Source organism: Streptomyces sp. NPDC005808, assembly GCF_042871385.1.
Taxonomy (GTDB): Bacteria; Actinomycetota; Actinomycetes; order Streptomycetales; family Streptomycetaceae; genus Streptomyces.
In genome coordinates this window covers 51,152-77,033 of record NZ_JBIAIK010000015.1, presented here as the reverse complement: position 1 = coordinate 77,033, position 25,882 = coordinate 51,152, and the positions used below count along the sequence as shown (strand labels likewise).

20 protein-coding genes and 1 pseudogene are annotated in these 25,882 nt (G+C 69.5%); 3 read left to right on the top strand and 18 right to left on the bottom strand.

Annotated elements, in window-relative coordinates; genetic code table 11:
* Positions 1–13: 13 nt before the first annotated feature.
* The 10 genes and pseudogenes from lepB (ACFYPC_RS28780) to proS form a co-directional block, all read right to left on the bottom strand.
* The gene (lepB, locus tag ACFYPC_RS28780; RefSeq protein WP_388681941.1) at positions 14–952 is read right to left on the bottom strand and encodes a signal peptidase I; all 939 of its coding nucleotides are present in this window, start codon (positions 950–952) and stop codon (positions 14–16) included.
* A pseudogene (gene lepB / locus ACFYPC_RS28775) lies at positions 843–1,928 on the bottom strand (signal peptidase I); the annotation flags it as partial. The gene lepB (ACFYPC_RS28780) and the pseudogene lepB (ACFYPC_RS28775), both read right to left, overlap by 110 nt.
* A complete protein-coding gene (gene lepB / locus ACFYPC_RS28770) occupies positions 1,921–2,637 on the bottom strand; it encodes a signal peptidase I (protein ID WP_388681938.1) in 717 nt (238 codons plus the stop codon). The pseudogene lepB (ACFYPC_RS28775) and the gene lepB (ACFYPC_RS28770), both read right to left, overlap by 8 nt.
* Before the next feature lie 45 nt (positions 2,638–2,682).
* Positions 2,683–3,033, bottom strand: a complete 351-nt coding sequence (rplS, locus tag ACFYPC_RS28765; protein ID WP_388681935.1) for a 50S ribosomal protein L19 — start codon at positions 3,031–3,033, stop codon at positions 2,683–2,685.
* Positions 3,034–3,165: 132 nt separating this feature from the next.
* Positions 3,166–3,987, bottom strand: a complete 822-nt coding sequence (gene trmD, locus ACFYPC_RS28760) for a tRNA (guanosine(37)-N1)-methyltransferase TrmD (protein ID WP_388681932.1) — start codon at positions 3,985–3,987, stop codon at positions 3,166–3,168.
* Positions 3,984–4,532 carry a ribosome maturation factor RimM gene (gene rimM / locus ACFYPC_RS28755; protein WP_388681929.1) on the bottom strand — a complete coding sequence of 183 codons (549 nt, stop codon included), beginning with the start codon at positions 4,530–4,532 and terminating at the stop codon, positions 3,984–3,986. Before rimM ends, trmD begins: the two co-directional genes overlap by 4 nt.
* A gap of 84 nt (positions 4,533–4,616) precedes the next feature.
* Positions 4,617–4,856: an RNA-binding protein gene (locus tag ACFYPC_RS28750; RefSeq protein ID WP_075031224.1), complete on the bottom strand. Its 240-nt coding sequence runs from the start codon at positions 4,854–4,856 to the stop codon at positions 4,617–4,619.
* 2 nt (positions 4,857–4,858) lie between these two features.
* Positions 4,859–5,287, bottom strand: coding sequence for a 30S ribosomal protein S16 (gene rpsP / locus ACFYPC_RS28745; RefSeq protein WP_388681925.1), 429 nt, complete (start codon positions 5,285–5,287; stop codon positions 4,859–4,861).
* 322 nt (positions 5,288–5,609) lie between these two features.
* Positions 5,610–6,212 carry a hypothetical protein gene (locus ACFYPC_RS28740; protein WP_385731326.1) on the bottom strand — a complete coding sequence of 201 codons (603 nt, stop codon included), beginning with the start codon at positions 6,210–6,212 and terminating at the stop codon, positions 5,610–5,612.
* A 250-nt stretch (positions 6,213–6,462) separates the two neighbouring features.
* Positions 6,463–7,878, bottom strand: a complete 1,416-nt coding sequence (gene proS / locus ACFYPC_RS28735; RefSeq protein WP_388681922.1) for a proline--tRNA ligase — start codon at positions 7,876–7,878, stop codon at positions 6,463–6,465.
* 199 nt (positions 7,879–8,077) lie between these two features.
* On the opposite strand from proS, the gene ACFYPC_RS28730 reads away from it, so the two are divergent.
* Entirely contained in the window at positions 8,078–8,935 is an 858-nt protein-coding gene (locus tag ACFYPC_RS28730) for an SAM-dependent methyltransferase (protein WP_388681919.1), read from the top strand.
* Positions 8,936–9,142: 207 nt separating this feature from the next.
* Here ACFYPC_RS28730 and ffh read toward each other — a convergent pair whose 3' ends face one another.
* The 5 genes from ffh to ACFYPC_RS28705 all read right to left on the bottom strand — a co-directional run bounded on the left by ffh (position 9,143) and on the right by ACFYPC_RS28705 (position 16,881).
* Positions 9,143–10,693 (bottom strand): signal recognition particle protein, encoded by a 1,551-nt coding sequence (ffh, locus tag ACFYPC_RS28725; RefSeq protein WP_388681916.1) that lies wholly within the window; start codon positions 10,691–10,693, stop codon positions 9,143–9,145.
* 203 nt (positions 10,694–10,896) lie between these two features.
* Positions 10,897–13,359: a [protein-PII] uridylyltransferase gene (locus ACFYPC_RS28720; RefSeq protein ID WP_388681913.1), complete on the bottom strand. Its 2,463-nt coding sequence runs from the start codon at positions 13,357–13,359 to the stop codon at positions 10,897–10,899.
* A gap of 28 nt (positions 13,360–13,387) precedes the next feature.
* On the bottom strand, positions 13,388–13,726 hold the full coding sequence (locus ACFYPC_RS28715) for a P-II family nitrogen regulator (protein ID WP_164411711.1): 339 nt from the start codon (positions 13,724–13,726) through the stop codon (positions 13,388–13,390).
* Positions 13,723–15,060 (bottom strand): ammonium transporter, encoded by a 1,338-nt coding sequence (locus tag ACFYPC_RS28710; protein ID WP_388681910.1) that lies wholly within the window; start codon positions 15,058–15,060, stop codon positions 13,723–13,725. The genes ACFYPC_RS28715 and ACFYPC_RS28710 overlap by 4 nt, the downstream gene beginning before the upstream one ends.
* Before the next feature lie 339 nt (positions 15,061–15,399).
* Positions 15,400–16,881, bottom strand: coding sequence for a hypothetical protein (locus ACFYPC_RS28705; protein ID WP_388681907.1), 1,482 nt, complete (start codon positions 16,879–16,881; stop codon positions 15,400–15,402).
* A gap of 446 nt (positions 16,882–17,327) precedes the next feature.
* Here ACFYPC_RS28705 and ACFYPC_RS28700 point away from each other — a divergent pair, with 446 nt between their 5' ends.
* Positions 17,328–17,990 carry a bifunctional DNA primase/polymerase gene (locus tag ACFYPC_RS28700; protein WP_388681904.1) on the top strand — a complete coding sequence of 221 codons (663 nt, stop codon included), beginning with the start codon at positions 17,328–17,330 and terminating at the stop codon, positions 17,988–17,990.
* 105 nt (positions 17,991–18,095) lie between these two features.
* Here the strand turns inward: ACFYPC_RS28700 and ftsY are convergent, their stop codons facing one another.
* Positions 18,096–19,301, bottom strand: coding sequence for a signal recognition particle-docking protein FtsY (gene ftsY / locus ACFYPC_RS28695; protein WP_388681901.1), 1,206 nt, complete (start codon positions 19,299–19,301; stop codon positions 18,096–18,098).
* A 202-nt stretch (positions 19,302–19,503) separates the two neighbouring features.
* On the opposite strand from ftsY, the gene ACFYPC_RS28690 reads away from it, so the two are divergent.
* Positions 19,504–20,475, top strand: a complete 972-nt coding sequence (locus ACFYPC_RS28690; RefSeq protein WP_388681898.1) for an LLM class flavin-dependent oxidoreductase — start codon at positions 19,504–19,506, stop codon at positions 20,473–20,475.
* A gap of 151 nt (positions 20,476–20,626) precedes the next feature.
* On the opposite strand, the gene ACFYPC_RS28685 is transcribed toward ACFYPC_RS28690, so the two are convergent.
* Both ACFYPC_RS28685 and smc read right to left on the bottom strand, forming a co-directional pair.
* Positions 20,627–22,042 carry a sugar porter family MFS transporter gene (locus tag ACFYPC_RS28685; protein WP_388681895.1) on the bottom strand — a complete coding sequence of 472 codons (1,416 nt, stop codon included), beginning with the start codon at positions 22,040–22,042 and terminating at the stop codon, positions 20,627–20,629.
* Between the two features lie 252 nt (positions 22,043–22,294).
* A complete protein-coding gene (gene smc / locus ACFYPC_RS28680; RefSeq protein WP_388681892.1) occupies positions 22,295–25,876 on the bottom strand; it encodes a chromosome segregation protein SMC in 3,582 nt (1,193 codons plus the stop codon).
* Positions 25,877–25,882 lie beyond the last annotated feature (6 nt).

Below are 25,882 nucleotides of genomic sequence, written 5' to 3'. Positions count from 1 at the left end.
AGAATCCCGCGCGCTACTGCGACGACGCCTTGCGCCGACGCCGCAGCATCACCAGCGGCACAGCCCCTACCAGCGCCACGGCGCCCGGCGAGGTGATCGCGGCCGCCGCCTTGGTGTTGATGCCGGACTGGTCGAAGGTGTCCGGAACCGGGAGGGTGCCCCAGCGGTTGATGGGCCAGGCCTTCACGATGGCGCGCCCGACGACATCGTTCACCGGGACCATGCCGTGGTTCTTGTCCGTCTGGTTGTACCGCGAGTCCCGCGAGTTCTGGCGGTGGTCACCCATTACCCAGATTTTGCCGGTGGGAACGGTGACCTTGAACTGGCCGCCCTCCTCGTCGACGCTGCACGGGGTGTTCCCGGGGTACACGTACGGCTCGTTCAACGCCTTGCCGTTGACCGTCAACGGGCCCGTGCCCTTGCACTCGATGGTGTCGCCGCCGACCCCGATGACCCGCTTGATGAGGTCCTTCTCCTCGGCCGACGGCATGAGACCGATCCAGCTGAGGACCGTCTGCAGGGCGTTCGGGTTGGCCGCGGGCTCGCCGGCCAGCCAGGCATCGGGATCGTGGAAGACGACGACCTCGCCCCGCTCCGGCTCGGAGCCGAACCACGGGGTCAGCTTGTCGACGAGGACGCGGTCACCCTGCTGGAGGGTGTTCTGCATCGAGTCCGAGGGGATCGAGAACGCCTGGACCAGGAAGGTCTTGATGAGCAGCGCGAGCACCAGGGCGATGCCGATCAGGATCGGCAGCTCCTTCCAGAAGGAGCGCTGCTTCTGTTTCCTCGCCCGGTCGTCCTGCTCCGCGCGCTCCCGCTCCGCGCTGTCGTCCACGGATCCGCTCTCGGAGTTTTCGGCGTCTACAGCTGGGGCAGCCGAGTCGTCGGGCCGCTCCGGCCGCCCTTCGGGACCTTCGTGTCCGGACCGTGCGCCGACCGCCACATCCCCCACATCCACTCCTCACTCCGTGCCGCAGCCCGCGTCGGATTCGTCGCAGGCCCACCACTCCCATAACGAGCGGGAGTTCCGCAGGGCTCGGGAGCGGGATCAATCCGTCTGGATCCGCAGGGGCCACCCTATGCGACGTGAGAAGAGCGGAGTTCGCGCCTCCGGCTCCGTCGGCCACCGAGGCGTAGGTTCCCGGCTCTTCCAAACGTGTCCAGTGCCCGATGGGCCAGGCGATGATCATGGCCCGGCCGACGACGGAGTCCTCGGAGACGGTGCCGCCATACTCGTCGGTGCGGTGGTAGCGGGAGTCCGCGGAGTTGGACCGGTGGTCACCCATCACCCACAGGCGCCCCGCGGGCACCTTCACCTCGAACGCGAAGTCGGAGGGCTTGTCGCCGGCGAGGATGTACGGCTCACTCAGCGGCGTCCCGTTGACGGTCACCCGCCCTTGCGCGTCACAGCACTTGACCGTGTCGCCACCGACTCCGACGACCCGCTTGATGAGGTCCTTCTCGTTGTCGGACGGCAGCAGTCCGATGAAGGTGAGCCCTTGCTTGAGCTGCTTGACGACGATGGGGTCGTCCGCCTTCTTGGTCTCCTCCGCGGTGAGCCAGCCGCCCGGGTCCTGGAAGACGACGACATCGCCGCGCTGGGGCTTGGAGCCGAACCACGGGGTGAACTTGTCGACCAGGACCCGGTCGCCGATCTGGATCGTGCTCTCCATGGAGCCCGACGGGATCACGAACGCCTGGACGAGGAAGGTCTTGAGAACCAGGGCTATGAGTACCGCGACGCCGACGAGGAGCGGTATCTCCTTGACCGACGAACGCCGCCTGCGCCGCTTGATCTTGCGGGCCAGCTTGCGTCGCTCGACTCGGCTGGGGCGACCCGCGCTGCCGGACGCGCGCCGGGTTCCGGTCGGCAGCAGGTTGTCGGCGGGATGGCTGGAAACTCCGCGCTGTTTACCACGGTTACCCATGGGCACCGTCCGCGGCAGGCACGCGCGCGTAGGAGCCGGGGCGCGTCAGCCGGGTCCAGTGATCCGAGGGCCAGGCGATCCAGTCCGCTCTGCCGATGACGTCATCGACGGGGATCATGCCGCCGCCGGGTGATCCCAGATGGTCGCGGGAATCGCGGGAGTCGTTGCGGTGGTCGCCGAGGAGAAAGAGGGTGCCGTCGGGCACGACGACGTCGAAAGGCACGTAGGACGGGCTGTCCCCCGGGTACAGAAACGTCGACTCGTCGACCGACCGGCCGTTCACCTCGACCCTCCCCTCCTTGTCGCAGCAGACCACATGGTCTCCCCCCACACCGACAACGCGCTTGATGTAGTCGGCGTTTCCGAAGTACCCGGTTCCGTCGAACACGACGACGTCACCCCGCTGCGGCTCAGCACCGAAACGGTACGCCAACTTATTTACGAGAACGCGGTCGCCAACCCTCAATCCCGGCTCCATGGAGCCGCTGGGAATCTGGAAGGGCTGCATCACGAAGGTGCTGACAAAGAGCAGAAAGAGCAAGCAGGCCAGCGCGGTGAAGGTGATCCAGCCACCCGGGAGCCAGTCCGCGACGCGGTCCACCAAAACGAAACGCGACCGTCCCTCCGGCCCCTCGGTGTCCGAGATCTCCTCGGACACACCAGGACGGGAGGAGCGGTCGCGCTCCGTGTGCTGTGCTTCGGTGTTCATCGGAGCCAGATGCTATCCGGCCCCGATATGAACACTCCCGCGAGCTCAGTTGTCGCGCTTCTCCTTGATCTTCGCGGCCTTGCCGCGCAGGTCGCGCAGGTAGTACAGCTTGGCGCGACGCACGTCACCGCGGGTGACGAGCTCGATCTTCTCGACGATCGGAGTGTGCACGGGGAAGGTGCGCTCGACGCCCACGGAGAAGGAGACCTTGCGGACCGTGAAGGTCTCGCGGACACCCGAACCCTGGCGGCGAATGACTACGCCCTTGAACTGCTGCACACGGGAGCGGTTGCCCTCGATGACGCGGACGTGGACGTTGACGGTGTCACCCGGGCGGAAGGCCGGGATGTCGGTGCGCAGCGACGCGCTGTCGACAGTGTCGAGCAGGTGAGCCATTTTGTCTGCTTTCTTCGCTGATGCCACAGGTCATCAACGGAAGTCGTTTCCAGAAGAGGTGCTGTCTTCGCCGGGGCGGGCGTCGTGTCCCCCTGTGGCAGGGGCGCACGCCGGACGACGCACAACAGCCCCCTATTGTTCCACGGCCTCCGGCCTGCGCCAAAATCGGCCGTCGGGCCCGGGCTCCCAGCCCAGGATCGAGAGCATTTCGCGGTCCTTCTTGTCGAAGGCCTTGGGATCGCAGCGCTCGATGAGGTCGGGCCGGTTCGCCGTCGTACGCCGCAGCGCCTCGTCCCGGCGCCAGCGGGCGACCTTCCCGTGGTGACCGCTGAGAAGCACCTCGGGGATGCCGCGGCCGCGCCACTGAGGCGGCTTGGTGTAGATCGGCCCCTCCAGGAGGTCGGCCATGGCCCCGGGCGCGAAGGAGTCGTCCCGGTGCGACTCCGCGTTGCCGAGGACACCGGGCAGCAGCCGGGCCACGGCTTCCGTGACGACGAGTACGGCCGCCTCACCGCCGGCCAGTACGTAGTCCCCGATGGACACCTCGTAGACGGGCATCCGTGTCGCGTACTCGTCGATGACCCTGCGGTCGATGCCCTCGTAGCGGGCCGGCGTGAAGACGAGCCAGGGGCGCTCGGAGAGCTCGACGGCGAGTTCCTGGGTGAAGGGGCGTCCGCTGGGGGTGGGCACGACCAGTACGGGCCCGTGCGAGCCCGTCTCGTAGCCCTCCGCGAGTACGGAGTCCAGGGCGTCGCCCCACGGCTCGGTCTTCATGACCATGCCGGGGCCGCCGCCATAGGGGGTGTCGTCGACCGTGTTGTGGCGGTCGTACGCCCATTCCCGAAGATCATGCACGTGCACATTCAGCTGTCCACGCGCGCGTGCCTTGCCGACCAGCGAGACATTCAGGGGGTCCAGGTACTCGGGGAAGATCGTGACGACGTCGAGCCTCATCCGTTCTCGTCCTCCGACGAGGCGACGATCTCTGCCTGGTCGTCGATGAGCCCCGGCGGCGGGTCGATGACCGCCCGCTGCTCCTCCAGGTCGATCTCGGTGACGATCTCCTCGACGAACGGGATCAGCACCTCGGTCCCGTCCGGCCGCTCGACCACGAAGAGATCCTGGGAAGGCAGGTGGGAGATCTCGGTGATCCGTCCGACCTCGGTGCCGTCGACCGTGACGACATCCAGGTCCATCAGCTGATGGTCGTAGTACTCGTCCGGATCCTCGGGCTTGTCGTCCGGGTCGATCTCGGCGATGAGCAGGGTGTTGCGCAGTGCCTCGGCGGCGGTCCGGTCGCGGACGCCTTCGAAGCGCAGCAGGAGACGGCCGCTGTGGACGCGGCCCGTCTCGATGGTCAGCGGCCCGGCGGAGGCCGGGTCGGTGAGCAGGACGGCGCCAGGCCCGAGCCTGAGCTCCGGCTCGTCCGTACGTACCTCCACGGTGACCTCGCCCTTGATGCCATGGGCACGGCCGACGCGAGCGACTACCAGCTGCACTGTGCTTGATCTCCTGTCGATACGACGACGGGCCGGGGACGGCCCGACAGGCCCTCCCCGGCCCGAGCCGGTGCTACGTGTACGTCAGCGGACGTGGTCCACGTCGACAAGGTCGACGCGGACACCGCGGCCGCCGATAGCGCCCACGACGGTGCGCAGAGCGCGTGCGGTGCGGCCGTTGCGGCCGATCACCTTGCCGAGGTCGTCCGGGTGGACCCGGACCTCGAGAACGCGCCCGCGGCGCAGCTCGCGGGAGGCGACCTGCACATCGTCGGGGTTGTCGACAATGCCCTTCACGAGGTGCTCGAGAGCCTCCTCGAGCATGCTCAGGCCTCGGTCGGCTCAGACGAAGAGGACACAGCCGGAGCCTCGTCCTTCTTCTCAGCCTTCTTCTTCTGGGTGATGGCCTCACCCTTGCCCGTGTCGTCGCCACCGAGGGCTTCGAACAGCGGGCGCGCGGCCTTCGGCTCGGCCACGAGCAGCGGAGCCGGGGCGGGCAGGCCCTTGAACTTCTGCCAGTCGCCGGTCAGCTTGAGGATGGCGAGAACCGGCTCGGTCGGCTGCGCGCCGACACCCAGCCAGTACTGCGCACGCTCGGTGTCGACCTCGATGCGCGAGGGGTTCTGCACCGGGTGGTACAGGCCGATCTCCTCGATGGCCCTGCCGTCACGGCGGGTACGGGAGTCGGCGACGACGATGCGGTAGTGAGGCGAACGGATCTTGCCCAGACGCTTCAGCTTGATCTTGACTGCCACGTGAGTGGTCTCTCCTGGAATTGACGTGGTTGGGCACGGCGAGATGGCCGCGTGGGGTTGCGGTACCCGAGTGCCCGATGGACGCGTCAGCCGGAGGAGAGAGGGGTCCTATGCGACTGTCGAGTACAGCTGACCATTCTGCCACACCCTGGCGGGCGACTGGACCCCGGTGACGCCCTTACCTGGGCACGACGGCTCCCGGCGCCGGGACGAGCCGGATATCGACCGTGCGTTCCGGCACCCACGAGGTGCCGCCGCTCACTGTCGAACCCGACCGAAGCCGACGCGCTCACCGCGCAACCCGGCGCCTACGAGATACCGCTCAGCCGGCAGCCGCGCCGACCACCTCAGGGATCCGGAACGGTTTGCCACACCCCCCGCACACGATCGGCGCCTGCGCCAGCACCGACGGAACGACCCGTACATTGCGGCCGCAGTCGCACACCGCCTTCACTCGCACGCCTCCTCCGGAGGAGCCGTGCCTGGCGGCCGGGCCCCGGAAACTGCGGGCCGTGTCCGCGGCGGTCGCGACGGTGTGTGCCTTGAGGGAGCGCTGCAACCGCTCGATGGTCGGGCGGTAGCGCCGCTTAGCCTCGGGGTTGAGCATGACCAGCGAGAAGCCACTGCTGGGATGCGGCTCCTCGGGGTGGTCAAGGCCCAACTCCTCGGCGATCGCGAGGAATCTGCGGTTGTGGTAGCGGCCGGCGCGCGAAGTGTCGCGGACTCCGCGCGCGGCTGCGATGCCGTGGACTGCCTCATGGAGCAGTCGCTCGAAGGAGAGCTCGTGCCCGCAAGCGGACGACGACTCCCCGATCAGGGACTCTGGCGCGGCAAGGTCCGGCAGCTCGGGGTGGTACCGCTGAATGTCGGCCCACGCCTCTGCCAGTTCTGCGGCGAGAACAGGTGGTGTCTGTGTCGTGCTCACGTAATCACAACGAGCGGGGGTACCGCCGTGTTCCTATTCCGGGGCATCTCAAATAATTTGCACGTACCCGTCAGTTGCCGCTGATGCGTCCGGACGAGGGCGGGTGCGCTGATCTGCGGAGAAGCCTCACAGTTCATACCTAGCCGGTACGTAGACACCCGTACGCCCCTGCGCGTAGACGAGGTCCGCGCTCCGGGGCACCTGTGGTCATCAGATGCGCAAGAGGCGTTTCGGTCGCACTTGGGCAAACCTAGTACGCGCGAGCCACGACAGCGACGTTACCGGGTGAATCGTCGGAGTCGGGCACCGACCCGTCCGCGGCGATCAGACACCGTACGGTCACGGCATGCTCGGCCAGTCTGGCCTCGCCTTCTTCACCGAGATCGGCCCACGGGATGCGCGCCCAGCCGCCGGCCACCGCCGCCTCGATGGCTTCCTCGACCGTCGACACGTCCGCCGTCCGGGACTCACGTCGCGCGCGCGACTGCTCGAGAAGCAGCGCCTGGTCCTCTTCGAGGACGGCGGGGAGCAGGGTGACGAGGCTGTCGATCGCCACCGGCTCCTTGCCGCCGCGGATACGACGGACCAGCATCACGGTGCTGTTCTCCAGGTCACGGGGTCCGACCTCGACACGTACGGGCACACCCTTGAGCTCCCAGTCGACGGCGCGGCGCCCGAAAGGCGTGTCCGTGCGGTCGTCCACGTGCACCCGCACACCCGCGGCCTTCAGCTGAGCGCCGATTTCGTGGACCTTGGCCAGAACCGCATCATCGCCCTTGATGGCGAGGACGACGGCCTGCACGGCGGCGAGCCGCGGCGGCACCCGCAGCCCGCTGTCGTCACCGTGCGACATGATCAGGCCACCCACCATGCGGGTCGAGGACCCCCAGGAGGTCTGCCAGACGAGTTCCTGCTTGCCGTCCCTGGACAGGAACTGGGTGTGGAAGGCCTTCGCGAAGTTCTGCCCGAGCTCGTGACTTGTGCCCATCTGAAGGGCCTTGCCGTCCCCCATCATCGCTTCGAGGGTGAGGGTGTTGATGGCTCCGGCGAACCGCTCGCTCGCCGTCTTGCGCCCCAGTACGACGTCGATCCCGAGGATGTCGACCATGAAGTCGGCGTAGACCTTCTCGTGGATGTACGCCGCATACTCCCGGGCTTCCTCGTACGTGGCGTGGGCGGTGTGCCCCTCCTGCCACAGGAACTCGGTCGTACGGAGGAACACGCGCGGACGCATCTCCCAACGGACCACGTTCGCCCACTGGTTGATCAGCAGCGGCAGGTCACGGTAGCTCTGCACCCACTTGGAGAAGTAGTCGTTGATGATCGTCTCGGAGGTGGGCCGTACGACGATCGGCTCCTCCAGTTCCTTGCCGCCGCCGTGCGTGACGACCGCGAGCTCCGGGGCGAAGCCCTCGACGTGCTCAGCCTCCCTCGTCAGATACGACTGCGGGATGAAGAGCGGGAAGTACGCGTTCTGGGCGCCCGCCTCCTTGATACGGGCGTCCATCTCCTGCTGCATCCGCTCCCACAGCCCGTACCCGTACGGTCGGATGACCATGGTGCCGCGCACCGGACCGTTGTCGGCCAGCTCGGCCTTGTTGATCAGATCCTGGTACCAGCGCGGGAAGTCGTCCGCCCGGGGCGTGAGTACGGGTGCCTTGGCCATGGCGCGATGGTACGGGCCCACGTTGCCGGGATGTGAATTCTTATCGAGCGCACGCCTGACGCCCAAACCGGGCGCCGTAACCCCTGGACGGCACGTCGAGTGCGGAGTTTCCTGGCATACGGGGGGACTGCGGCGCACCGTCACGGGGGTCGGGGAGACGGGGCACAGCGGCAACTCTCGGCGGATTGGGGCGCTTTCTATGACACCTACGCTCGTGCGGCAGCACCAACCTCACGCGGGGCCGACGCCCCGGGTGGACCCGTGTGCACGCGCGCGTGACTGGGCCGAGATCCAGGAGCGGATGCTGGTGCCGCTCCATGAGGCCGTCTACGAGCGACTCGAAGTGGGCGCAGGAACACGGCTGCTCGGCCTGCGCTGCGGCTCCGGGCTCGCCCTGCTGACGGCGGCCTCGCGGGGCGCCGCGGTCACCGGTGTCGACCTCGGTTCGCCCGAACGAGTGGCCCTCGCGCGGGAGCGGTTACGGCCCCGGACGTGGGGCACACGCGCGCGTGCCGACACCCGTCTCGTCGACGGCGTCCCCGAAGACGTGGCCGACGCGGCGGTACCGCCGTTCAACCTGATCACCGCCTTCGAGCCCATCGGATGTGCGGCCGGCGACTCCGAAGGACTCGCCGAACTCCTGGACTCGGCGACACCGCTCGCCGAACGAGGGGCGCCCGTGGTGCTCGCCGCGTGGGGGCCGCCGGAGCGGTGCGCCACCTCGTCCGTGCTGCGGGTCGCCACCAAGCTGGCCGACCCCCTGCGGAAGGCGCGCAGTTGGCGGGCCGCCCGTCGTGACGACCTCGAGGAGGTCGTCCAGCGGGCCGGGCTCAGGCCGGACGGGTCCGGGCGGGTCGCCTGTCCGTTCGGGTATGCCGATGTGGACAGTGCGGTGCGGGGGTTGTTGTCGACCGGGCTCTTCGACGCGGCGGTCGGCGCGACGGACGAGGCGCAGGTCGACAAGGAGCTCCGGGAGGCGCTGCATCCCCACCGGCGGGGGGACGGGGCGATCTGGATGCCGAATGTCTTCCGGTACCTGATCGCGCGCACGAGGTGAGGTGACAGACGTTTTTCGCCCCCTCCGGGGGCGAGGAAACCCCCACCTGCGCCAGCCGCTTGATATCCGGACGTTACGACAGGGAAAGGGCGCAGGCACCCGCAGAGAACCCACCCGGAATCCTGAGAACGTACTGGGGGCGCCCCTCCGAACAGGAAGGGCGCCCCCAGTGTCGTACGGGAAAGGAACCCCGTACGCGACGAACCGTCAGCCCATGAACTTCTTGAACTCGTCCGGGAGCTCGAAGTCCTGGGCGCTCTGCTGGGGCAGTCCGAAGGCGCCGCCCGGCTGGGCGCCGGCCTCGCGGCGGGCCGCGGCCTCCGCCTCCTCCTGCTTGCGCTTCATCGGGTTTCCGGAGCGCTGCTTGCCCTTGGCCTGCTTCTGCTTCTTCTTGGTGCGGCCGGGGCCACCACCCATGCCCGGTACCCCGGGCATGCCCGGCATTCCGCCGCCCTGGGCCATGCGGGACATCATCTTGCGTGCCTCGAAGAAGCGCTCGACCAGGCCCTTGACCGCGCTGACGTCGACGCCTGAGCCCTTGGCGATACGGGCGCGGCGCGAGCCGTTGATGATCGTCGGCTCCTGGCGCTCGCCCGGAGTCATCGACTTGATGATCGCGGCCGTGCGGTCGACGTCACGCTCGTCGAGGTTGGCGATCTGGTCCTTGATCTGGCCCATGCCCGGGAGCATGCCGAGCAGCTTGCTGATGCTGCCCATCTTCCGGACCTGTTCCATCTGGGCCAGGAAGTCGTCGAGCGTGAAGTCCTGCCCCTTCTTGGACGCCAGCTTGGAGGCCATCTGCTGGGCCTCTTCTTGGCTGAACGTCTTCTCCGCCTGCTCGATCAGGGTGAGCAGGTCACCCATGTCGAGGATGCGGGAGGCCATCCGGTCCGGGTGGAACGCGTCGAAGTCGTCGAGCTTCTCGCCGTTCGACGCGAACATGATCGGCTTGCCGGTGACCGACGCGATGGAGAGGGCCGCGCCGCCCCGGGCGTCGCCGTCGAGCTTGGAGAGCACCACACCGTCGAAGCCGACGCCGTCACGGAAGGACTCCGCGGTGTTGACCGCGTCCTGGCCGATCATCGCGTCGACGACGAAGAGGATCTCGTCCGGGCTGACGGCGTCCCTGATGTCCGCGGCCTGCCGCATCAGTTCCTGGTCGATGCCCAGGCGGCCGGCGGTGTCCACGATCACGATGTCGTGGACCTTCTGCTTCGCGAACTCGATGGAGTCCTTCGCGACCTTGACCGGGTCACCGACGCCGTTGCCCGGCTCGGGCGCGTAGACGGCGACGCCCGCGCGCTCGGCGACGACGCTGAGCTGGGTCACGGCGTTCGGGCGCTGGAGGTCGGCGGCGACGAGGAGCGGGGAGTGGCCCTGGTCCTTCAGCCACTTGCCGAGCTTGCCCGCGAGCGTGGTCTTACCTGCACCCTGCAGACCCGCCAGCATGATCACGGTGGGCGGGTTCTTGGCGAACCGGAGCCGGCGGGTCTCGCCGCCGAGGATCGTGACGAGCTCCTCGTTCACGACCTTCAGGACCTGCTGGGCAGGGTTCAGCGCCTTCGAGACCTCGGCGCCGAGGGCGCGTTCCTTGACGTTCTTGATGAAGGTCCGCACGACCGGCAGGGCGACGTCGGCTTCGAGGAGCGCGATACGGATCTCGCGTGCGGTGGCGTCGATGTCAGCTTCGGACAGCCGGCCCTTGCCCCGCAGGTTCTTGAACGTCGCTGAGAGGCGATCGGAGAGAGTATCGAACACGGCGCTCGTCTGTCCTCAGGGGTCGGGGGCGATGGGAATCGCCCTCCAGGGTATCTGGCCGCGCGCGGAAGGGTCTCCACCGCGTTCGTACGAGGCTGGGGCACCCCTCGTATTCGGACTCCCACCGCGCGTATTCGGACTCCCACCGCGTTGGTACGCCCGTGAAGGCATCCCCCGTGCGCGGCTCGCCCGCCCGGGCGGGCTCACCCCCGCAGCATCTCCTCCAGCGCACGCGCAACCGCTGCCGCCTCTTCCCCCGGCAGGGGTGCGCCCATCGCGCCCGTCACATAGAAGGCGTCCACGGCGTTCGCGCCCAGCGTCGACACATGCATGCTCCGCACCCGTACGTTCGCCTCCTCCAACGCCCGCCCGATGCGGTGCAGCAGACCAGGGGCGTCATGGGCGCGGACCTCGATGACCGTGGCATGACGTGATGCCGCCGGCGCGACCGTCACCCGGGGCGGCGGTGCGATCGTGCCCCGGCGGCGTGGGTAGGCCGCGTCCCGCTCGGCGAGACGGGCCGCGATGTCGAGGGAGCCGTCCAGTGCGCGTACGAGATCGGCGCGCAGGCGGGCGGCCTGGGGCAGCGAGCCGTACTCGGCGGCGACGCGCCAGTTGAGCAGCAGGACCGATCCTTCTACGCCGTCGGGCAGGTCGAGGGCGCTCAGTCCGGCCGTGCGGACGGTCAGCCGGTGCATGGCGAGGACGCCCGCGACGGCGGGGAGCACACCGGGCTGGTCGGGTACGGCGATGAGGAGCTCGACGCCCAGCGGCTCCGGGTCGTGGGAGGCGGAGGGGGCGGCGGCATCGGAGTCGACCGGTTCGGTCTGTGCGCGCAGCGACAGCACGGGCCCGCCCGTGCGGAACGACTCGATCGAGAGCCGTTCCTGTTCGGCCGTGGGGGCCGCGGCCTCGGGCTCCTCGGGGGCGTCCCCGGAGAGCGACGCCGAGACCCGCTTCACCAGGTCGGTGACCAGGGAACTGCGCCAGGAGGACCAGGCGGCGGGCCCGGTGGCCAGGGCGTCCGCCTCGGTGAGCGCGTGCAGCAGTTCGAGGGTGCCCTGCGAGCCGACCGCCTCGGCGACCGAGCGGACGGTGGCCGGGTCCTCCAGGTCGCGCCGGGTCGCGGTGTCGATGAGCAGCAGATGGTGGCGTACCAGGGTGGCGAGCACCGCCACGTCCGCGCGGTCGAAGCCGATGCGGGCGGCCACGTCCCGCGCGATGATCTCGCCCGCCACGGAGTGGTCGCCGGGCCAGCCCTTGCCGATGTCGTGCAGCAGGGAGGCGACAAGGAGCAGGTCGGGGCGGCCCACGCGGCGGGCCAGTTCGGAGGCGCGGACGGCCGTCTCGATGAGGTGACGGTCGACGGTCCAGATGTGGACGGCGTTGCGCTGCGGCCGGCAACGTACGCGCTCCCAGTCGGGCAGCAGTCTGGTGATCAGGCCCTCCGCCTCCAGCGCCTCCCAGACCTCGATGGTGGGGCGGCCGGAGCCGAGGAGTGTGACGAGCTGTTCGCGCGCCTCGGCGGGCCAGGGCGTGGGCAGCGGGCGCGCGGCTGCCGCCATGCGCCGCACGGCGTGCAGGGAGAGCGGAAGTCCCGACTGCGCCGCCGCGGCTGCCGCGCGCAACGGGAGCACGGGGTCGCGCTCGGGGCGCGCGGCGCGCGCGAGCACCACTTCGCCGTCCTGCTCGACCACGCCCTCGGCGAGCGGTGAGCGTTCCGTGACGGGCTTGGCGCCGCCGCCGAGCATGGCGCGCAGGCGCGGACGGACGGCGCGGGACCGCAGTACGCGCCCCACTTCGCGCCACGTCACATCGCTCGCGTACGAAACGACGCGCGCCGCCTCGTACACCTGGCGCAGCAGTGTGTCGGCGTCCAGGAGGCCCAGTTCCGCGGCGACCTGGTCCTGTTCCTGGAGTGCGAGGCGGTCGGTGGCGCGGCCGGTGGTGAGGTGGAGTGCGTCGCGGACGTCCAGGAGACGCCTTCGTGCGTCGCTGAGGCCTTCGCGGGGCGCGTCGGCGAGCCAGGAGGCGGCTACGGCGCGCAGAGCGGTCGCGTCACGCAGCCCGCCGCGCGCTTCCTTCAGGTCCGGTTCGAGGAGGTACTGCAACTCGCCCTGGCGCTCGGCACGTTCGGCGCACAGCTCCTGGAGTTCGGGGAGACGTTTCGGCGCCTGGTTGCGCCAGTCGGCGAGGACGGCCGTACGCAGGGAGGCGGTGAAGCCGAGGTCGCCCGCGATGTGCCGGGCGTCGAGCAGGCCGAGCTGGACCTTGAGGTCCTCGCTCGCGGTCTTGCGGGCCTCGGTGGGCGTACGGACGGAGTGGTCGAGTGCGAGGCCGAGGTCCCAGACGGGATACCAGATGCGGTCGGCCAGGGCGGCGACGGCGCCGGAGTCGGTGCCGTCGTGCAGGAGGAGCAGGTCGAGGTCGCTGCGTGGGGAGAGTTCGCCCCGGCCGTAGCCTCCGACGGCGACGAGGGAGACGCCGCGCAGTGCCTCGGAGCCGGCGTCGAAGAGGCCGGTGAGCCAGTCGTCCGTGAGCTCGGCAAGGGCCGCACGACGCGGCGGCCCGGACTGCGCCTCCCCCTGGAGGAGGCGCAGCCGGGCCGCCGCATAGCCGCTGGGTCCCGGATCCTCTGCTTCCGAACGCATGTCCGTACTCGTCACCCAGCGACTCCTGTCTTTCTTTGTCTCTTTAGAGCGCGTCCGGGCCGCGCTCGCCGGTCCTGACCCGTACGGCGGTCTCGACCGGGATCGACCAGACCTTGCCGTCACCGATCTTGCCGGTGCGGGCCGCCTTGACGATGACGTCGATCAGGCCTTCGGCGTCGTCGTCCTCGGCCAGCACCTCGATGCGGATCTTGGGAACCAGGTCGACCGTGTACTCGGCACCACGGTAGACCTCGGTGTGTCCCCGCTGACGACCGTAGCCGCTGGCCTCGGTGACCGTCAGACCGTGTACCCCGAAGGCCTGCAGGGCTTCCTTGATCTCGTCGAGCCGGTGAGGCTTCACGACGGCGGTGATGAGCTTCATGCGTCCACCTTCTTGGCAGTGCCCGCAGCGGGGGTCGGGGTGGAGGTGAAGCCCGCACCACCACCGGTGCCGCTGAAGTCGTATGCGGTCTCGGCGTGCTCGGCCTGGTCGATGCCCGCGACCTCCTCGTCCTCGCTGACCCGCATCCCGATCGTCTTGTCGATCAGGAAGGCGAGGATCGCGGAGGCGACGAGGGAGTAGGCGAGGACGGCGAAGACGCCGGCGCACTGCTTCCAGAACTGGTCCAGGCCACCGCCGTAGAAGAGGCCCTCGACATCGGACTGGCCCTTGCCGGAGGCGAAGAAGCCGATGAGCAGGGAGCCGGCGACACCGCCGACCAGGTGCACACCGACGACGTCGAGCGAGTCGTCGTAGCCGAACTTGTACTTCAGACCGACGGCCATGGCGCACAGCACACCGGCGATGACGCCGACGGCGATGGCGCCGAGCGGGGAGACCGCACCGCCGGACGGGGTGATGGCGACCAGACCGGCGACCGCGCCGGAGGCGGCACCCAGCGTGGTGAACGCGCCGTGCCGGATCTTCTCGTAGGCGAGCCAGGCGAGCATCGCAGCGGCGGTGGCGATCTGCGTGTTGAGGAACATCAGCGCGCCGACACCGTCGTCGTTGCCGAGCCACGAGCCTGCGTTGAATCCGAACCAGCCGAACCACAGGAGACCGGCGCCGAGCATGACCAGCGGCAGGCTGTGCGGGCGCATCGGGTCCTTCTTGAAGCCCACCCGCTTGCCGATGACGAGGATCACGCCGAGCGCCGCAGCACCGGCGTTGATGTGGACCGCCGTACCACCCGCGAAGTCGATCACGCCGAGGTCGAACGCCCAGCCGCCGGTGCCCCACACCCAGTGCGCGACCGGGAAGTACACGATCGTGGCCCACAGGGCGACGAAGAGGGACCAGGCGGTGAACTTCACCCGGTCCGCGAGAGCGCCGCTGATCAGGGCGGGCGTGATGATGGCGAACATCAGCTGGAAGACGGCGAAGACAGTGACCGGGATGGTGTAGCCGTCCCAGAGGTCCGTGATGCCGATACCGCCGAATCCGACGTAGTCGGAGGTCCAGCCGATGAGCGAGCCCTTGTCGGTACCGAAGGCGAGGGAGAAGCCGTACACCACCCACAGGATGGTGACTATGCCCATGCTGATGAAGCTCATCATCAGCATGTTCAAGGTGCTCTTGACACGGACCATGCCTCCGTAGAAGAAGGCGAGTCCGGGCGTCATGATCAGCACCAGGGCGGAACAGATGAGCATGAACCCTGTATTGGCGGCAGACAGCGTGGGTGCATCTGCGGCAAGGGTGATGGCTGGTGCCATCGGCGTCTCCTCGTCGTTTGGTACGGCCCCGTGCGGGCGAAGCCTGAAGTGGGCGTGAGGGGTGGGCCGGTTATGCGCCATGAGATTGGCGCAGCGCGGTTTCGGTCGGCACCCCTCGATGTTTCGCCACCGTGACGAAGGCGCCTTGTGTGTTACGCCTCGATGAACTGCCTGAGACCGGACCGAGCGATCGTTATCGTGGCGCAACCTTCCCCGAGGGGGAGACAGGCCGGCCGCGGCGGGCCGTCCGATGACCTGGCATGGGGGAGCCGAGTCGGGCAGTTCGGGACGGCCGGCCGCGGCCGGGGTACTGGGGAGTAACCGCTTTCGCGGCCCGGGTCAGACCGCCTCCGCGGTCTCGGGCAGGTCGACGGCGAGCTGGGCGGTGAGGTCGACAACCTCGGCGAGATCCCCGAAATCCCGGGCCGCCGTGTCGACCGTCTTTCGGATACGAGTGTTGACGCGCTCCGAGCGCACTTTCTTCGCGTACGACATGGCTTCCTTGGCCCGGACCGCGCTCTGCTCGGGCTCCTTCTGGAGGAGGTGCACAGTGGCCATGCCGATGAGGTTCAGTGCGTACGAACGCTGGTGTTCGGTGTCCTTGGCGAAGAGGTCGACGGCCTGCTGCATCAGGGGCTCGGCCAGCGAGGCGTAGGTGGGGCTGCGCCCGGCGACATAGGCGAGGTCACGGTAGGAGTGCGAGTTCTCGCCGTACAGCTCCGCCTTGGAGAAGAAGCGGATCCAGTCGGGGTCCGGGTCGTCCCATTCGTGCACGTCGGCGAAGGTGTCCTCGGCCATCCGGACGGCACGCTTGCACTTTCCTGGCTGGCCCATGTTGGCGTACGCGCGGGCCTCCATCGCATACAGCATGGACTGGGTGCGCGGGCTCGCGCAGTCGCGGCTTCCGTACTGCGCGAGGTGGATGAGTTCCAGCGCGTCGTCGGGCCGGCCCAGGTGGATCATCTGGCGGCTCATGCTGGACAGGACGTACGAGCCGAGCGGTTTGTCGCCCGCTTCCTTGGCGGCGTGCAGGGCGAGGACGAAGTACTTCTGGGCGGTGGGCTGGAGCCCCACGTCGTAGCTCATCCAGCCCGCCAGCTCGGCCAGTTCGGCGGCGACCTTGAACAGGCGCCGGCTGGTCGCGGCGGGCTGGGGCTCCTGGAGCAGGTCCGTCACCTCGTGCAGCTGCCCGACGACCGCCTTGCGGCGCAGGCCGCCGCCGCACTGGGCGTCCCACTGGCGGAACATCACCGTGGTGGACTCGAGGAGGTCCAGCTCCGGCTTGGAGAGCCGTCCGCGGCGCACCGAGGTGGTCGGCTCGGGCTCCTCACGCGGCGCGGTGGGCGAGGGCACGAGCCAGCGCTGCATGGGTTCGATGAGGGCCGGTCCTGCGGCGAGGGCGAGGGAGCTGCCGAGGAAGCCGCGCCGCGCCAGCATCAGGTCGCTGCGTGAGTACTCGCTGATCAGCGCCACGGTCCCCGGGCCCGTCCAGGGCAGGTCGACACCGGACACGGACGGTGACTGGTGGGCGGCGCGCAGGCCGAGGTCCTCGACTGCGACGACACAGCCGAACCGCTCGGAGAACAGCTCGGACAGGATCCGCGGGATCGGCTCGCGCGGGTTCTCGCCGTCCAGCCAGCGACGTACTCGCGAAGTGTCCGTGGAGATGTGGCTGGCCCCCAACTGGCGGGCCCGGCGGTTCACTTGACGTGCGAGCTCGCCCTTGGACCAGCCACTGCGCACGAACCACGAGCCGAGCAGCTCGTTGGGGCGCTTGTCCGTGCCGGTCGCGGTCGTCCCGCCTCCGCCGTTGCCGCCCACTGGAACGCCCCCATCCCTGAGACCACTTGTACGCTGCGTGCGCCAAGCCCTATCAGAATGCCGGTAAATACGGCCGCCCGTCCGGTGGTTCTCACCCTTCGAACGGGAAGCCGACTTGCCCTTGGCATACCCACGAGTGCACATGTCCCCAGGACTCGTGTACTCAAAGTAATCCTACGATCACCCCTCCAGCCATGGCGATCCCGGAAACGCCACCATTCGCCACCCCTTCGAATGAACTCCGCATCGCTCACGCGCGATTCACTTGACACAGGATGGCCGGGAGTGGGCGGAGCGGTGTGCGCCGGGGCGCGCGATGCCGAGCGCACCACCCGGGGCACCACTGAGCGCCGTCTGGATCGGGCGACACAGGGGAAGTCGGAACACAGGGTCACGTTCCGATTCCGTCACGTAACCACCCGTGGATCGGACCCGTTGGAGGGGGCATGGACTTCACGATCGGCAGTAGTCGGGGAACGCGCGAACTCCGGCCCGGCGCACGGCGCCGCAGCCGTTCGTCGGAGTGCACCACGGTGGCGGAGTTCACCGGACTCTGGGGCTGGGACGTGGTCCCCGGCGCCCGCGCCGCCGCGGGGGCATGCTCCTGCGGCCGGGCCGACTGTGCGGCGCCGGGTGCTCACCCACTGGACTTCGCACCGACGATCCCGGCCGGCGCCACGCTCGACGAAGTGACCGAGGCCTGGGCCGACTTCCCGGGTGCCGCCGTGATGCTCCCGCTCGGCCGCGCGTTCGACGTGATCGAGGTCGCCGAGGCCGCCGGGCGCCGCGCGCTCGTCCGGCTCGAACGCATGGGGCTTCCCCTCGGACCCGTGACGGCCACCCCGGACGGCCGCGCCCACTTCTTCGTCACCCCCGGCTCAGCGTCCGAACTCCCCGAGCTGCTCTACCGGATGGGCTGGGACGACGCCTCTCTCGACCTGCACGGCCTGGGCTCGGGCACGCACATCACGGCTCCGCCCTCCGACCGCGCGGGCCTCGGCCCGGTCCGCTGGCTGCGCTCCCCCGCCCTGGACTCGGCGACGAAACCGCCTCAGGCACGGCTGCTGTTGGGGACGCTGGCCTATGTGGCACATCGGTCGCGGGCATAGACGTTTCCCCCTGGGCTCACATGACGAAGCGCCCGCCTCCAACTGCACCTTGGGGGCGGGCGCTTCTCCGAGCACCTGCTGACTCTGCCTGAATTCGGCGTGCGCCTACTCTCCGATAAGGGCATCCACGAACGCCTCCGGCTCGAACGGCGCCAGATCGTCCGCTCCCTCCCCCAGACCCACCAGCTTGACCGGCACGCCCAGCTCGCGCTGCACCGCGATCACGATGCCGCCCTTGGCCGTGCCGTCGAGCTTGGTGAGCACGATGCCGGTGATGTCGACGACCTCGGCAAAGACGCGGGCCTGGACCAGACCGTTCTGCCCGGTGGTGGCGTCGAGGACGAGCAGGATCTCGTCCAGCGGGGCGTGCTTCTCGACGACGCGCTTGACCTTGCCGAGCTCGTCCATGAGGCCGGTCTTGGTGTGCAGCCGGCCCGCGGTGTCGATGAGGACGACATCGGCGCCCTCCTCGATGCCCTCTTTGACGGCGTCGAACGCGATCGAGGCGGGGTCACCGCCCTCGGGGCCTCGCACCGTGCGAGCACCCACGCGCTCACCCCAGGTCTGCAGCTGGTCGGCGGCGGCGGCACGGAAGGTGTCGGCGGCGCCCAGCAGGACGTGCTTGCCGTCGGCGACCAGCACGCGCGCGAGCTTGCCGGTCGTGGTGGTCTTGCCGGTGCCGTTGACCCCGACGACCATCACGATGCCCGGGGTGTCGAGGTTCGAGTCCGTCCTGACCTCTCGGTCGAACTCGGGGACGAGCAGTTGCAGCAGCTCCTCACGCAGCAGCGCGCGCAGCTCGTCCGGCGTACGGGTGCCGAGCACCTTCACGCGTTCACGCAGCCGGTCGACCAGCTCCTGAGTGGGCTGCACACCGACATCGGCGGTGAGCAGCGTGTCCTCGATCTCCTCCCAGGTGTCCTCATCGAGGTGCTCGCGCGAGAGCAGCGTGAGCAGGCCCTGGCCCAGCGCGCTCTGCGAGCGCGAGAGCCGGGCGCGCAGCCGCACCAGGCGCCCCGCGGTGGGCTCCGGGACCTCGATCGCGGGGACCGCCGGGGGTTCCTCGACAGCGACGGGGGCCGGCGCCGAGGCGTCGGGGCCCGGGAGATCCACCTCCTCGATCGTGCGGCGCGCTTCGTCGCGCGGCGTCTCGGCCTCGTCGCCGACATGCGGCTCGGCAGGGGGGGCGGTGATGTCGGGGGCGACGGGGGGCGGCGGAGGCAGCTTCCGCTTACGGCTGCCGACGACGAGCCCACCGAGCGCGCCGATCACGACCACGGCGATGACTACAGCAAGGATGACGATTTCCATAACGGACCCAGTATCGGCCATCGCCTGCCCGTGAGGGAGAATCCCTCCCGGGCAAGGGATTTTGTATCTTCCTCCAAAGAGATCGGGCCCTCGTCACGCGAACGCGGCGAACCCCGCGAACCACGCGAACCCGGGCCCGCCGCCCTGGCGACCTGACGAACCGTCAGCTACCGTCCCCCTCCACACACGAAGGGGGCTCCCCATGCCGGTAACCGTCGTACGTTTCAACCTCGTCGACCCCGACGCCACCCCCGCGTCGCTGAGCGCCCGCTACAAAGCAGCAGTTGAGATGGCCGCGTACGCCGACGACCGCGGCATCACCACCGTGCAGACCGAGGAGCATCACGGCGTCCCCAACAACTGGCTGCCTTCGCCCTTCACCTTCGCGGGCGCCGTGTTCGGCGCGACCCGGCAGATCGCGGTCACCGTGTCGGCGGTCATCGGCCCGCTGCACGATCCGCTGCGCCTCGCCGAGGACATCGCCGTACTCGATCTGCTCAGCGGCGGACGCCTCGTCACCGTCGCGGGGATCGGCTACCGGCCCGAGGAGTACGCCCTCTTCGGGGTCGACTGGACGCGGCGCGGCAAGCTCCAGGACGAGCTGCTGGAGACGGTGCTGAAGGCGTGGACCGGCGAGGAATTCGAGTACCGGGGCAGGACCGTACGGGTCACTCCGCGGCCGTTCTCGGATCCCCATCCCCTGCTGCTGGTCGGCGGCTCCTCGAAGGCGGCGGCGCGCCGGGCGGCACGGCTGGGCCTGCCGTTCTTCCCCAGCGCCCACCTTCCCGACCTGGAGGCGTACTACAAGGAGCTGCTCATCGAGTACGGCACCGAGGGCTGGACCATGATGCCGTCGGCCCGGACCCCGCTGCTGCACATCGCCGAGGACCCGGACCGGGCCTGGGACGAGTACGGCACGCACTTCCTGCACGAGGCACGGACGTACGCCTCCTGGCAGTCCGGCGACATCCGCTCGGCGGTGAAGTCGGCGGCCACCACGGTGGACGAACTGCGTGCCGAAGGCGTCTACCGGATCCTCACGCCCGACGAGTGCGTGGCGCACGGCCTCGACAACCACGTCCTGCACCCGTTGTCCGGGGGCATGCCTGTCGAGGAGGGCTGGCGCAGCCTGCACCTGTTCTGCGAGGACGTCCTGCCCCGTCTCAAGGACTGACCGGGCGGAGAGAAACGTTCGGCCCCGGCTCGACACCTCGAAGGCCGAGCCGGGGCCGTACGTCTTCTTCCTGCGAGTACGGGGAGAAGGGCAGCGGGGATGTGGCCCTTCTCCCCGAGTTCGGGGGGCGGGTCGTACGTACCGGACCTGGCTAGCCCATCTCCTCCAGCGCCTTGCCCTTCGTCTCCTTGACGTACTTGAGCACGAAGGGGATGGAGAGCGCGGCGAAGAGGGTGTAGATCACGTAGGTCGCGGAGAGGTTCCAGTCGGCCAGCGACGGGAAGCTCGCGGTGATGGCCCAGTTGGCGATCCACTGCGCGGAGGCGGCGACGCCGAGCGCTGCGGCGCGGATCCTGTTCGGGAACATCTCGCCGAGGAAGACCCAGACCACGACACCCCAGGAGAGGGCGAAGAAGAGGACGAAGACGTGGGCGGCGATCAGGGCGACCCAGCCCTGGGCGGCCGGCAGCTTGCCGCCCACCAGGTCGAAGGAGAAGGCCCAGGCCTCGAGGGCGAGACCGACGACCATGCCCACGGAACCGATGAGCGCGAGCGGCCTGCGGCCGATCCGGTCGACGAAGATGATGGCGATCACGGTGCCGATGATGTTGACGATCGACGTGGTGAACGAATAGAAGAACGACTCCGTCGGGTCGACGCCGACCGACTGCCACAGCGTCGAGGAGTAGTAGAACGCGACGTTGATGCCGACGAACTGCTGGAAGACGGAGAGACCGATGCCGACCCAGACGATCGGCTTGAAGAAGACGCTGCCGCCGAGCAGGTCCTTGAAGGTCGACTTGTGCTCGCTCTTCATGGCGTGCTCGATCTCGGCGACGCGGGCGTCAAGATCGATCTTGTCGCCCTCGACCTCCCTGAGCACCTCACGAGCGTGCTCGTCCCGGCCCGCGGCGATCAGGAAGCGCGGCGACTCGGGGATCGCGAAGGAGAGCAGGCCGTAGAGGACGGCCGGGATGACCATCACGCCGAGCATGACCTGCCAGGCCTCCAGGCCCATGAGCTTGCCGCGCTGGTCGCCGTCGGCGGCGTTCAGGATGCCCCAGTTGACCAGCTGCGAGATGGCGATGCCGATGACGATCGCGGCCTGCTGGAAGGCCCCGAGGCGTCCGCGGTACGCGGGCGGGGCGACCTCGGCGATGTAGGCGGGGCCGATCACGGATGCCATGCCGATGGCGAAGCCGCCGATGACGCGCCAGAAGGCCAGGTCGTACAGGGAGAAGGGCAGCGCGGAGCCGACGGCGCTGATGGTGAAGAGGACGGCCGAGATCTGCATGCAGCGGATGCGGCCGATGCGGTCGGCGATGCGCCCCGCGGTCGCCGCGCCGATCGCGCAGCCGATCAGCGCGATGGCGATGACCTGGGCCAGCGCCGCCGAGCCGATGTCGTACCGGCTTCGGATGGCTTCGACGGCGCCGTTGATCACGGCACTGTCGTAGCCGAAGAGGAACCCGCCCATCGCGGCCGCCGCCGCGATGAAGATGACATGGCCGAGATGCTCGGGGTGAGCCGCTCGGGCGCCTGTGTTCGGGGGCACTGTGCTGGTCACGTGTAACTCCTCGGGCCACCGGCCTCACTGCCGGGGGTTGGGGCGAGCCCTTCAGGTGGTCGTACCAGTGGCGCATAGCTTGGCGCCACCCACCACCTGAAGGTAAAAGCAACGTTGCAGAGACTATGCCTTCAAGTTTCGAAGTCAACAGGCAGATCTGCTGTGAACTTTCCGCATAGGGAAGCCACCAAATATTCAAGACTTGAACTCAAGGGAAAGGCCCAGGTCACGACCCGTGTGGGCTACACGCATCTAGCGGAGGCGCTGGCTGATGACTTTGGACACACCGTCGCCCTGCATGGAGACGCCGTACAGCGCGTCGGCGACCTCCATCGTGCGTTTCTGGTGAGTGATCACGATCAGCTGCGAGGCCTCCTGCAGCTCCTGCATGATCCGGATCAGCCGCTGCAGATTGGTGTCGTCGAGCGCCGCCTCGACCTCGTCCATCACATAGAACGGGCTTGGCCGTGCCTTGAAGATCGAGACGAGCAAGGCCACGGCGGTCAGGGACCGCTCGCCACCGGAGAGCAGGCTCAGCCGCTTGACCTTCTTGCCCGGCGGGCGGGCCTCCACATCCACGCCCGTGGTGAGCATGTTGTCGGGATCAGTCAGGATGAGCCGCCCCTCCCCGCCCGGAAACAGCCGGCTGAAAACGCCCTCGAACTGGAGTGCCGTGTCCCGGTACGCCTCGGTGAACACCTGCTCGACGCGTTCGTCGACCTCCTTCACCACTTGAAGCAGGTCGGCACGCGTCTTCTTGAGGTCCTCCAGCTGCTCGCTGAGGAACTTGTGGCGCTCCTCCAACGCGGCGAACTCCTCCAGCGCGAGCGGATTGACCTTCCCGAGCTGCTGGTACGCCCGCTCGGCCGACTTGAGCCGCCTCTCCTGCTCGGCGCGGTGGAACGGCCGGGGCTGGTTGCGCGGGTGCTCCGGATCCTCGGGCAGCTCCTCGCCCTCGGCGGCGAGCGAGGGCGGCACGAGCTGCTGCGGGCCGTAGTCCGCCACCAGCCCCGCCGGTTCGACACCGAGCTCCTCCAGCGCCTTCGACTCCAACTGCTCGATACGCATCCGCTTCTCGGCGCCGAGAACCTCACCGCGGTGAACCGAATCCGTGAGCTTGTCGAGCTCGCCCTTGAGGTCACGGCCTTCACTGCGGGCGACGCCGAGGGCCTGCTCCCGGTGGGCCTTGGCACTCTCGGCGGCGGCCCGCTCCTCCTCGGCCCTGGTCAGCGAGACCTCGACGTGCGTGAGCAGCTGCCGCGCCCCGGAGGCGACGGCCTCGGCGACCTCGGCCTCGTACCGCAGCCGGGCCCGGCGCTGCTCGGCACGCGCGCGTGCCTCACGTTCGGCCCGCGCGGCCCGGTCGAGTCCGTCGGCCCGCCCGGCGAGCCCCTTCACCCGCTCCTCGTGCGTACGCACCTGGAGCCGCGCCTCCATCTCGGTCTGCCGCGCGTTGGCGCCGTCGGCGGCGAGCCGATCACGTACTCCGGTGTCGGGTTCCTCCTCCACCGGCATCTCCTCGGCGACGGCGAGCCGCTCGGCCAGCTCCTCCGCCTCCTCCACCGACCGGTCGAGCGCGTCCTGCGCCCGCGCCGCGGCAGCGGTACTCCGCTCCGCCTCCCCCGCCGCGCCCCGCGCCTGCCCGGCAAGCCGCCCCAACTGCTGCGCCACGGCCGACTTCTCGCGCTCCGCGGCCCGCCGCCGCTCGCCCACCTCCTCGACGAGCGCGGCACATTCCTTCCGCCGCGCCGCGGCCTCGTGCTGCGCCTCGCCGAGGACCTCGCACCGCACGGCCAGCTCTTCGAGCTCCGCCGCCGCCTCGTCGACGGACGCCTGCACCTCCAGCAGACTCGGCGCCCCGGCCGACCCGCCGTGCGCGAAGTGGGCGCCCAGCAGGTCGCCTTCAGCGGTGACAGCCGTCAACTCCGGCCGCCCGTAGACGAGTTCCTCGGCGTCCTCAAGGGTGCCGACCACGACGATCCCGCGCAGCAGCCGCCGTACGGCGGGCATGAGCTCGGCAGGGCCGCGGACCAGATCAGCGGCGCAGGGAGGCCCGTCGTTCCGCTCCTGACGGGGTACGCCGACCTCCGCCGCGTTCGTGCCCCGCTCCTCCGGCGCGCCCGCCAGCAGCAACGCCGCGCGCCCGGCGTCCTGCTTGCGGAGCATGCGGATGGCGTCCGCCGCCGAGGCGGGGGTGGTGACGGCGATGGCGTCGGCCGCGGCGCCGAATGCGGCGGCCAGGGGTACCTCGAAGCCGGGGGTGACCGTGAGGAGTTCGGCGGCCGGGCCGAGGAGGCCCGTGAGGCGGTCCTTCGCACCGAGCAGCGCTCCTGTGCCGTCCTTGCGGCGCAGCCCGAGGGCGAGGGCCTCGCGGCGGGCCTGGGTCGCGGCGCGCTTGCGTTCCGCCGCCGTGGCCGCTTCGCGGGCCGCCGTCAGCCCGGCCTCCGCGTCCGTCAGCGCCCGCTTGGCCGCCTCGTGCTGCTCCGCGAGCGTGGCATCGCCCGCGTCGAGGCCGTCGACCTCGGCCTTCAACTGCTCGTACTCCTCCTGGGCCGCGACCGCTCGCTCCTGGGCCTCGTCGCGGGACGCGGCGAGACGGTCGATCTCGGCCTGCGCGGAGGCGGCCCGGGAACGGGCGGCGTTGACCTGGCCGCCCAGTCGGGCGAGGCCCTCGCGACGGTCGGCGATGGCGCGGGCGACGTCCTTGAGGCGGCGTTCCTCGGCGGCGAGCTCGCGCTCCAGCTCGGAACGGTGCGCGACGGTGTCCTCGAGAGCGTGCTCGGCAGCCTCCAGGGCCGCTTCGAGCTCGGCCTCCTGCTCGCGGATCCGCGCGGCCTCGCGTTCCATGTCCTCGGGGTCGCGCCCGCGCCGCTCCTCGGGAGGTGTGGAAGTCGCGCTCTTCACGCGCGCGTCGGCCAGCGAGACCGTGCCGCGCACCCGCTCGGCGAGCTGCGACAGCTCGTACCAGGTCTGCTGGGCACGCTGCAGGCGCGGCGCGAGCCTGCGGACCTCGTCCTCCAGGAGCGCCTCCCGCTGCTGTGCCTTCTTCAGCTCGGCCTCGGCGGTCTCCTTGCGTTCCTTCAGCGCGGCCTCGTCGGCGATCTCGCTCTGGAGTGCCTGCCGCAGCCGTACGAGATCGTCGGCGAGGAGCCGGAGCCGGGCGTCGCGCAGGTCTGCTTGGATGACGGCGGCGCGGCGCGCGACCGCGGCCTGCCGGCCCAGCGGCTTCAACTGCCGGCGCAACTCGTCCGTCAGGTCCTGGACACGGGCCAGGTTGGCCTGCATCGCGTCCAGTTTCCGCAGCGCCTTCTCCTTGCGCTTGCGGTGCTTGAGGACGCCCGCGGCCTCCTCGATGAAGGCGCGGCGCCCCATCGGATCGGCGTGGAGCACGGAGTCGAGCTGGCCCTGCCCGACGATGACATGCATCTCACGGCCGATGCCGGAGTCGCTCAGCAGTTCCTGGATGTCAAGGAGTCGACACGTGTCGCCATTGAGCTGGTACTCGCTGCCGCCGTTGCGGAACATGATCCGCGTGATGGTGACTTCGGCGTACTCGATGGGCAGCGCGCCGTCGGAGTTGTCGATGGTGAGCGACACCTCGGCGCGGCCGAGCGGCGGACGCCCGGTGGTGCCGGCGAAGATGACGTCCTCCATCTTGCCGCCGCGCAGCGACTTGGCGCCCTGCTCGCCCATGACCCAGCTCAGCGCGTCCACGACATTGGACTTGCCCGAACCATTGGGGCCCACGACACAGGTGATGCCCGGCTCGAACCGCAGCGTGGTCGCCGAGGCGAACGATTTGAACCCGCGCAGGGTCAGGGCCTTGAGGTGCACGCCGCT